Here is a 7,666-nt window from a genome sequence, read left to right on the forward strand (position 1 = left end):
GCCGTCAGGGGCGTTCTAGGGTGGCTGGCATGATCCCTGCTGCGATGTCCGCTCCGATATCCGACCCCGACGAGGCCCTGCGGGTGCTGCTGGAGGGCAATGCCCGGTTCGTGGCCGGCAGTCCCGAGCACCCCAACCAGGACGCCGGGCGGCGCGCGGCGCTCGCGCCGGGTCAGAAGCCCTTCGCCGTGCTGTTCGGCTGCTCCGACTCCCGGCTGGCCGCCGAGATCATCTTCGACCAGGGCCTGGGCGACCTGTTCGTGGTGCGCACCGCCGGGCACGTGACCGGTGTGGAGGCGCTGGGCAGCGTCGAGTACGGGGTGGCGGTGCTGGACTGCCCGCTGGTGGTGGTGCTCGGGCACGACTCGTGCGGCGCGGTGGCGGCGGCGCTGGATTCCCTGGAGGGCAGGCTGCCCGGCGGCTTCGTGCGGGACGTGGTGGAGCGGGTGACGCCGAGCGTGCTGTCCGCTCGGGCGGCGGGCATCGAGGAGCCGGAGGCGATCGTGGACGAGCACATCCGCCAGACCGTGGACCTGCTGCTGGAGCGCTCCCAGCTGCTGGCCTCGCGGGTGGCCGAGGGGCGGCTCGCGGTGGTGGGGCTGTCGTACCGGCTGCACGACGGCCGGGCCCGTACGGTCGCCGCCCGCGGCATCGGCTGACGGGGCCGAAGCGGCCGGCCGGCGGCGGGCACGGGACCGGCGGGAGGGGCGGGAGGGGCGGGAGGGGCGGGAGCTGGATGTCCGATCCCCGCCAGCGCCGGTGCGCGGGCGGGGGCAGAGTCGGTGGCCGGCGGCGGATCATTCCCGGTCCGCCCGTCTCCCGGTCCAAGGAACGGCTCTTCCCGTGCACAAGGTCACCGATCTCAAGGTCCTCTACTTCGGCACCCCGGTGGTGCTGATCGGCTCGCGCAACGAGGACGGCGGCGCCAACCTGGCGCCGATGTCCTCGGCCTGGTGGCTGGGCCAGTCGTGCGTGCTGGGGCTGGGCAACAGCTCCCAGACCAGCGCCAACCTGCGGCGCGAGGGCGAGTGCGTGCTCAACCTGCCCTGCGCGGCGCAGGTGGACGCCGTCGACGCCCTCGCGCTGCTGACCGCCAACCCGCACATCGCCGAGTACCGGCGCGAGCAGGGCTACCGCCACGAGCGGGACAAGTTCGGCGCCGCCGGGCTGACCGAGCTGCCCGGCGAGCTGGTGCGGGCGCCGCGGGCCGCCGAGTGCCCGGTGCAGCTGGAGTGCCGGGTGGAGGCGGCCACCCCGCTGGCCGGCAACGAGGGGTGCACGGCGTTCGAGGTCACCGTGGTGCGCGCCCACGTGGACGAGGGCCTGATCGTGCCGGGCACCGACCACTACGTGGACCCGGTCGGCTGGGACCCGCTGATCATGAAGTTCTGCGAGTTCTTCGGCGAGGGCCGGCGCCTGAGCCCCTCCCGCCTGGCCGAGGGCTGGCGCATGCCGGGCCGGCTGCCGGCCGCGGTGTGAGGACCGCGCCGCTGGCCGTCGCACGGCCGCCGTGTGACGGCCGCCGTGCGACGGCTGGCGTTTCACAGGTGGCGTTTCACAGGTGGCGTTTCACGGCGCGACGGCCGCTCCGCAGGAGTCGCACACCCGGGTCGCCGGCAGCTCCAGGAAACAGGTCGGGCAGATCGCCGGCGGGCGCGGCGCGGGCGCCGCGGCGACGGTGGTGGTGGTGGTGCTCCGGCGGGTCGCCGCGGTCTTCAGCCGCGGGGCCAGCGCCGGGATGCCGCCGTCGGCGGGCAGGTCGGCGCCGAAGTGGCGGTAGCAGGCCAGCCGGGCGGCGGCGGCGTGCTGCTCGCGGTCCATCTCGTCCGGGATCGGCGGCTGTCCGGCCACCGCCAGCACGTCCTGGTAGCCGGTTCCGACCATGCCGTCGGCGGCGTGCACCACCAGGGAGGTCAGCGGCGGGTCGCCGCGGCGGTGGGCCTCGCGCACCACCAGGGCCAGCACCTTGCCGATCCAGTGCCGCTGGTTGATGCTGGTGCGCACCCCGGAGGCCTGCTGGACGGCCTCGGCCAGCTCGGCGTAGGTGATCACCGCGTGGTAGCGGCGTGCCACCTCCACCAGGGCCGGGTAGGCCGCCCTGGTCCACACGATGTGCGCCTGGCTGACGGCGACGGGCGAGCCGTCCGAGTCCCGCCAGTAGCCGCGCTGCTGCTGCGTCATCCGTCCGCCCCTGTCCGTTGTGCCTGTCGGCGCCCGCCGGGAGCGAGGCTACCCGGCGAAGGTGGCGCTCTTCCCGTCGGGGCGGGCGGCCGGGCCCGGCTTCCCGTGCTGCCGAAGGCGTTGCCCGGGCGCCGGCCGCGGCCGTACGGGCTTGCGCGGTCGATGCCCCCTGTACGGGAACGCCCCCGGGGCCGGGGCCGTTTCCCGGCCGTGCCGCCGGCGGCCCCGGCCCCCGGTTCACCCCGTCCACCCCGTCCGCCCCGTCCACCCCGTCCGCCCCGTCCGCCCGGTCCGTGCGGTCCGTGCGGTCCGTCCCGTTCACCACGGTCGGGGGGCGGAGCGTTCGCGGCCGCGGCCGCGGGTGGTACTGCCCACCTCCACGGTACGGGCCCTCGCGCCGCCCTTCGCCTCCCGCCCCCCGGGGGGCCGGTTCGTGCGCGGGCCTTCACAGGCGGGGCGCCCTGGGCGGTGTCCCGCCAAGGGCGGGCAAAGCGGAAAAGGGCGGTGCGGTCACGGTGGGGACCGTGACCGCACCGCCTTTGCGGTGCCCGGGGTGGGCTACGTCACAGGGCTGCGGCGTCGGGCGCGGGTGGCGCGGCGGCCGGGGGGCGGGGTGGGGTCGGCGTTCCAGGCGGCGACGGGGTTGCCGAGCCAGCGGGTGGCGTCGGGGACGTTCTCGCCGCGCATGACCAGGGAGGCGGGGCCGACCGTGGTGTTGGCGCCGAGGGAGGAGTTGAGCAGCACGATCGAGTGCGGGCCGGTGGTGGAGCCGGTGCCCAGGTGGACGGGGCCCAGGCGCATCACCCGGTCGTGGAACAGGTGGGTCTGCAGCACGGTGCCGCGGTTGACGCTGGCGCCGGCCCCGACGGTGACCAGGTCGCTCTCGGGCAGCCAGTGGGTCTCGCACCACACGCCGCGCCCGATCCTGGCGCCGAGGCTGCGCAGCCACAGGTTCAGGTAGGGGGTGCCGGTCATGGCGCCGCCGCCGAAGGGCATGGCGAGTTCCTCGACGAAGGTGTCGTAGAGCTCGTTGCGCCACACGAAGGACGACCACAGGGGGTGCTCGGCGACCCGGAAGCGTCCGACCAGCAGCCATTTGGCGAGGGTGGCGATGGTGCAGGCGGCGACGGCGGCGGCGACCAGCACCAGGCCGGCGGCGCCGACGGCCACGCCCAGCCCGTAGCCGTTGCGGATCGCCTGCAGGGCGGCGAAGACCAGGTCGGCGAGCAGGGCGGCGATGATCACCGGGACGAGCCGGCACAGCTCGACGCCTGCGCGCGCCCACATCAGGCGCCTGGGCGGCTCGTAGGTGCGGGCCTCGCCGCCGCCTTCGGCCACCCGGGGCAGGGCGAAGGCGGGCCGGCCCAGCCACGAGGAGCCCTCCAGGGCCTGGGCGGGGGTGTCGGAGAGCACGCCGACCAGGGAGTTGTCGGGCAGCCAGCGGCCGGGGCCGACGATGCCGGAGTTGCCGACGAAGGAGCGGCGTCCGACGCGGGCGCGGCCCAGGTGCAGCCAGCCGCCGCGCAGCTCGTAGGGGGCGACGAGGGTGTCGTCGGCGAGGAAGGCGCCGTCGTCGACCCGCATCAGGCCGGGCAGGGCGAGCACGGTGGAGGCCTCCACCCGGCGGCCGATCCTCGCGCCGAGCAGGCGCAGCCACACCGGGGTGAAGAGGCTGGCGTAGAGGGGGAACAGGGTGCGCCGGGCGCTGTCGCTCAGACCGGAGACGGCCCAGGCGCAGAACGCGACGCCCCCGGTGGCCGGGTGGAAGCCGGGGCGCAGCGGCAGGGAGAACAGGCGGATCAGCAGGGCTATCAGGGTGGCGTGGCACAGGACGGTCAGGACGGCGAGCGGCACGGTCAGCGGCAGCAGTTGGAGCAGGGCGGTGCCGAGGGTGTGCTCGTTGTCGACCATCGGGTAGACGATGAACAGGGCGGGCAGGGCGGAGAGGAGGGGGACGAGGCCGAAGAGGACGAGGCTGAGGCCGTAGGCGGCGTTCCAGATCCGGTGGGGGCGGGCGGGGGCGGCGGGCCAGGGGGTGCGGGTCTCGGTGGAGGGGCGGGCCGGGGAGCCGTGCCAGTGTTCGCCGGGTGGGACGGTGGCGGTGACGCAGGTGCCGGGGGCGATCTCGGCGCCGGCGCCGATGCGGGCGCCGGGCATCAGGGTGGCGCGGTGGCCGATGCTGGCGCCTTCGCCGATGTCGATGTGGCCGAGTTGGAGGGTGTCGCCGTCGAGCCACCAGCCGGCGATGTCGACCTCGGGTTCGAGGCAGGCGCCGGCGCCGATGCGGGCCAGTCCGGTGACCGGGGGTGCGGTGTGCAGTTGGACGCCGCGGCCGACGCGGCAGCCGAGCATGCGGGCGTAGCGCGGGGCCCAGGGGGTGCCGGACAGGGAGGCGGTGGCGAACATGGCGGTGTAGCGTTCGGCGGCCCACAGCCGCAGGTGGACCTGGCCCCCGCGGGGGTGGCTGCCGGGGCGGATGCCGGCGGTGATCAGGCGGGCTCCGGCGGCGGCGAGCAGGGTGCGGCCGGGGGCGCTGTAGAAGGCGGCGGCGCCGGCGGCGACGGGCCACCAGGAGCTGTGGGGGGCCCATGACAGGTGGGTGCCGAGCAGGTTGTCGGCGGCGACCAGGACGATCGTCCAGCGCAGTCCGGCGAGGGCGAACAGGGCGAGCAGCATGAGGGTCTGCCACAGGGCGGCGCTGCGCGGGGTGGGGCGTACCGCTCGTGCGGGGTGGGCGGTCGTGGCGGTTTGTGGCCCTGCCGCGGCCCGGGGGGCCGGGGCGAGGGAGTCGAGGTAGTGGGCGAGGTCGCCGAGCACGGGGTGGGCGTAGAGGTCGGCGACGGAGACGCCGTTGTGGCGGGTGCGCAGTTCGGAGACCAGGCGGGCGGCGGTGAGGCTGGAGCCGCCGAGGGCGAAGAAGTCGTCGGTGGCGGCGGGGGCCGTGCCGAGCAGGCGTTCCCAGTGGCCGGCGAGCCAGCCGGCGGTGCCGTGCAGTTGTTCGGCGGGGCCGTGGGTGGTGGTGGCGGTGGTGGCCAGTGGCCAGGGCAGGGCGCCTCGGTCGACCTTGCCGGAGGTCTTGGTGGGCAGGGAGTCGACGAGGGCCAGGACCGGTACCAGGGGTGCGGGCAGGTGTTCGAGCAGGTGCTGGCGGGCGGTGGCGAGGTCGGGGCCGGTGCCGGGCTGGGGGACGAGGTAGCCGACCAGCAGGTCGGCGCCGGCCGGGGTCTTGCGCACGGCGGCGGCGGCTGCCCGGATGCCGGGCAGGGCCTGGAGGGCGGCGTCGATCTCGCCGAGTTCGATGCGGCGCCCGCCGAGTTTGATCTGGTCGTCGGCGCGGCCGAGGAAGATCAGGCCTTCGGGGTCGTTGCGGACCAGGTCGCCGCTGCGGTAGACGCGGGGGGAGGCGATCGCGGGGTGGGGGCTGTACTTCTCGGCGTCCTTGGCGGGGTCGAGGTAGCGGGCGGTGCCGATGCCGCTGATCAGCAGTTCGCCGCTCTCGTACCAGGGCACGGGGTTGCCGGCCTGGTCGACGACGGCGATCTCCCAGCCGTCCAGGGGGGCGCCGATGCGCACCGGCTGGCCGGGCAGCATCCGGGCGGCGGTGGCCACCACGGTGGTCTCGGTGGGGCCGTAGGTGTTCCAGAACTCGCGGCCGGGCACGGCCAGGCGTTCGACGAGTTCGGCGGGGCAGGCCTCGCCGCCGACGATGATCAGGCGCACCTGGTCCAGGCACTCCTGCGGCCACAGGGCGAGCAGGGTGGGGACGGTGGAGATCGCGGTGATGCGGCGCTGGACCAGCCAGGGGCCCAGGTCGGTGCCGGCCTTGACCAGGGCGCGGGGGGCGGGGACCAGGCAGGCGCCGTGGCGCCAGGCCAGCCACATCTCCTCGCAGGAGGCGTCGAAGGCCACCGAGAGGCCGGCCAGGACGCGGTCGCCGGGGCCCAGCGGGTGCTGGCGCAGGAAGATGCGCGCCTCGGCGTCGACGAAGGCGGCGGCGCTGCGGTGGGTGACGGCCACGCCCTTGGGGCGGCCGGTGGTGCCGGAGGTGAAGATGATCCACGCGTCGTCGTCGGGGTTGGGCCAGGCGGGACGGCCGCGGGGGCGGGCGCCGGGGCCGGCGAAGAGACGGCGTTCGGCGCCCAGGACGGCACAGACCTGGGCGTCCTGCCAGATCATCTCGGCGCGTTCGTCGGGATCGTCGGCGTCCACCGGCACGTAGGCGGCGCCGCAGCGCAGCACGGCCAGGATGGAGACGTACAGGTCGGCGGTGCCGGAAGGGATGCGGACCCCGACCCGGTCGCCGGTGCCGATGCCGTGGCCGGCCAGGACACCGGCGAGGGCGTCGACCTCCTGCAGGAGGGTGCGGTAGTCCAGGACGGTGGTGCCGGTGTCGAGCGCGGGTGCGTGGGGGTGCGCGTCGGCGGTGGCGGCGATGACGTCGAGCAGGCTGCGCGGGTGGGCGGGCTGGGCCACCGGCCAGCCCGCGGCGAGCCCGGGATGGGGGCGGTGCAGCGTGCGTGGGCCGGCCGTGTCGTGGCGTACGTCCATGGGGGTGGGTTCCTCGGCTCCGTTTTCCTGGGGGGCGCGTATCGCTTGCTACGTGCGGTGACGGCGTTGTCACCTGGTGGGACGCGCCCACTCACCATGACTCCGCTGGGAGTCGGCTGGATGCAGCGAAGGTGCGGTCAAAGAAAATTCTCATCATCGATGCCGTAATTCGGCGGCAGCGGTGCGTTTCGAATGTCATTTCGGTGTTTTCGAACGTTTTCGCTGGTGAAGGGTAATCGGCGCCGACCCGGGGGCCGTGACGACAGGGGGACGCGTGGTGAACACCATGGCGTCCGGAACGGTACCGGTAGTGAGGGGCCGACTACCGAATCGGGGGGTTCTGGTCCTCGGATCACCAACCCGTTCACGTCGCTCGCACGTTTGTGTGGGACCGTGCCGCCGCCGCTGTCCCTGCGGAGGTTTCCTGGGAACACGGTGTGCAGCACAGCGGCCCCCTTCCGGCCGCGGTGACGAGGAACCACCCGGCGCCGCACCGGCCGTCCCACCGCGGGGGACCGGCCGGCGCAGCGCCCGGTGAGCCGCTCGTCCGGTGCGCGGCCACGGATCCAACCTGCACGCCACACGCCTGGCCTGCTACCCGTACGAGGACCCCACAAGGGCCGTCCGGACGGCGGCGCCCACCCCCACCCGCCCACCCGAGACCCCTCCACCCCGAGCGGAAGACCATGCAGACACTGCCCGAGACCCCCTCCCTCACCACGCCCCGACCGGCCAGCGACACCACGCACGCCTTCCACAACCCGCCATCACCCGGACGGGCTCCTCCACGCCCCCACCCCCCCACCCACAACCCACTCCCCCGCCCCACCCCACACACCCACCACCCACCCGACCCCGGCCCCCACCCCGATCCCGGCCACCACACACGAACACACCCACCCCCAGCCACCACAACACCCCACCGCGCGAAGACACG

4 protein-coding genes are annotated in these 7,666 nt (G+C 75.0%); 2 read left to right on the forward strand and 2 right to left on the reverse strand.

The features are described 5' to 3' along the window. The first annotated feature begins 29 nt into the window (after positions 1-29). On the forward strand, positions 30-659 hold the full coding sequence (locus BOQ63_RS43310) for a carbonic anhydrase (protein WP_223885860.1): 630 nt from the start codon (positions 30-32) through the stop codon (positions 657-659). A 184-nt stretch (positions 660-843) separates the two neighbouring features. Then, a complete protein-coding gene (locus BOQ63_RS43315) occupies positions 844-1,479 on the forward strand; it encodes a flavin reductase family protein (protein ID WP_030291080.1) in 636 nt (211 codons plus the stop codon). Positions 1,480-1,569: 90 nt separating this feature from the next. On the opposite strand, the gene BOQ63_RS43320 is transcribed toward BOQ63_RS43315, so the two are convergent. Both BOQ63_RS43320 and BOQ63_RS43325 read right to left on the reverse strand, forming a co-directional pair. Further along, complete coding sequence (locus BOQ63_RS43320) at positions 1,570-2,181, reverse strand: hypothetical protein (RefSeq protein ID WP_223885861.1); 612 nt, start codon at positions 2,179-2,181, stop codon at positions 1,570-1,572. 558 nt (positions 2,182-2,739) lie between these two features. Then, complete coding sequence (locus tag BOQ63_RS43325; protein ID WP_078968689.1) at positions 2,740-6,729, reverse strand: Pls/PosA family non-ribosomal peptide synthetase; 3,990 nt, start codon at positions 6,727-6,729, stop codon at positions 2,740-2,742. Between the last annotated feature and the right edge of the window lie 937 nt (positions 6,730-7,666).

Source organism: Streptomyces viridifaciens (assembly GCF_001888885.2).
GTDB lineage: Bacteria > Actinomycetota > Actinomycetes > Streptomycetales > Streptomycetaceae > Kitasatospora > Kitasatospora aureofaciens.